The following is a 2,042-nucleotide window of genomic DNA, read 5'->3' on the forward strand; positions in this document are numbered from 1 at the left end:
TTCCAGAAGAGCCTGGCGTCTTGTTCCTATTCAGCCTGGAAGACGCACGACTACTTGAGGTCAAGAAGATAGTTCCGCTTCCCCAAGAACACGCGGTCGAGTATCAAGAAATCGCGCTACATGATGGTTGCCCCGGCAAGCCGTAGGCCACGTCGCCGTATGCGGCCTAACCCCTTGCTCAAGCGCCGACGCGCTACGGCAAGCCGTCTCGCCTCCGCGCGTGTCTTTGCTCAAGCGTTAGGCCTCACATGACTATCTGGCGATTCATCTTGCTTGGACTCGCATGGGGCTTGGCCATGTTGGCCTTCTTTCTTTATGATTTTCGAGGCGGTTCGAATCCAGTCCTCACGCTTCTTCTGGTGACGGGCCTATTTTTGATTGGTGGCATCCTGTTTGGTGTTTCCATGTTCCTCTTAACGAAAGTCGCAGCTCGTGTTGCCGGTTTCGACATATCGAAGACTCAAAAGACCAAGCTTGGACTTCGGAACTCGATTCTCATCGCTGCGGGTATCGTGCCTTCTGTGGCAATCATCGGGGTCGTATTCACGCTTCAATACGAATTCTTGTGGGTAGCACTGGCGGCATGCTTGGGGCCCACACTTGTTCTCTTGCCGGGCTCGGCCAAGTCAATCAGTGGCCGATTGCTGTTCGTTCGATGCATTGGTTCGGTGACAGTGGGTGCACTCGCCGCCGCTACAGCCGGTGCATTGTTCATGTCCTTCGAGTTGGCTCCGGTGTTCATGTTGACGTGCGTTGCGTATGCGGCGGCTTGGACTATCGCTCAAGTTATTTCTATATTGGTTCGTCCGCATTTCAGTCAGGAGGCAGGGCAGTGACGGCGAAATCCAACATGTCGCTCGATGCCGACCCACAGCTGCAGAAGGCCGATTCGCCGCGAGTATTGCCGTCCGGTCAGCTCCAACGTTGTCCAGCATCGATCCGCAGCGCAGGCATGCGAACCGAAATGGCATGAGAGCTTCGACCTGGCTTCGGTGCGTTGGCTACTCTGTCGTAGTCATTGCTTTACTGCTGCTTTTGAGGGTTGGCGACCTGTTGCCATTTGACCTTTCTCTTTGGTTTCAAGTTCTCTGGTCTGGCGCTTCGACTCCGCGCTACATGCGTGTCGTTCCCACGAGGGAGTCGAGTATGCTCGCGTGGGGTTTGCTGGCATTTGGCCTCATCCTGATTGCGACGGGTTGGGCGCTAAAGCCGAAACGAGAGGAGAAGTGACTTATGGTGACTTATGCATAACATGTCAATCGACACGGATCCACAACAGCAGGAGGCGGCTTCGCCCCGGGTTTTGGTGGTCCGGTCATCTTCACGTTAGGCTCCTTCTTCCCTACCTCATGCTTGCAAAGCTATTCGCAGCACTCCTGGCACTCTCTGGAGTACTGCTGGTCCTTGTCGGGAGCGCGGCTATCATCCAGGCCGAACCCAACTCACCCATGTTCTTTGGAATGCTATCTGCCATCGTCGCGTTCGGAGTGGGCTGCCTCATCGCCTCCATCGGTGTCTTCAGAATGCGGCGATACGGCTTCGTTTTATGCATTGGCCTGGGCGTAAGTGCCGCCGGCCTCGCGCTTATCGTTTCTGAATCTGCAGGCCAGGGAGTACTCTGGCCAATCTTTGCGTTCATGACGGCCAGCGGCGCTGCCGGCTTGTTTGTAAAGTCAGGCGCCGATGTTGCGGGATGAACCGCGCCGTGACCAAGTGTTCAATTTTCTTGACGGCATATTGCCTTCGCTCTACAGCCTGACAGCTCACGTCGAACTTTCGGCGTCTTTCAGCGTCATCAATTTGCAAGGGAGCTAGTTTTGAACAAAGCATGTGCAGTATCGGCAAGTTTGTTGGCCTTCTTCTCAGTTGAAGCCGCAGCCCAAGCCATACCAATGGAGGAACAGACATTTACTGAATTTGCCGCACAAGCAGTACGGCGCGAGGTTGGCGACACGCCTGTCTCAATAAAGGGGCCACTTACATTGTCGGTTGGCGCCTCGCAGGCCAATCTAGAGAGGGTTTTCGGTTTTTGCCGCTCTAAT

General features: G+C 54.9%; 2 protein-coding genes. One reads left to right on the top strand and one right to left on the bottom strand.

Features of this window, described 5'->3' with window-relative positions:
* Positions 1-296 precede the first annotated feature (296 nt).
* Entirely contained in the window at positions 297-836 is a 540-nt protein-coding gene (locus tag AC1D1P_RS21905; protein ID WP_477674425.1) for a hypothetical protein, read from the top strand.
* A 959-nt stretch (positions 837-1,795) separates the two neighbouring features.
* Here the strand turns inward: AC1D1P_RS21905 and AC1D1P_RS21910 are convergent.
* Positions 1,796-2,042: hypothetical protein (locus AC1D1P_RS21910; protein ID WP_477674426.1), on the bottom strand; the 247-nt coding region annotated here is incomplete at its 5' end.

The organism is Polaromonas sp. P1_E1_2 (assembly GCF_056406035.1).

Excerpts from the sequence above, each read along its gene's own strand:
- AC1D1P_RS21905 (WP_477674425.1), top strand. The coding sequence starts at position 297 with ATGTTGGCCTTCTTTCTTTATGATTTTCGAGGCGGTTCGAATCCAGTC.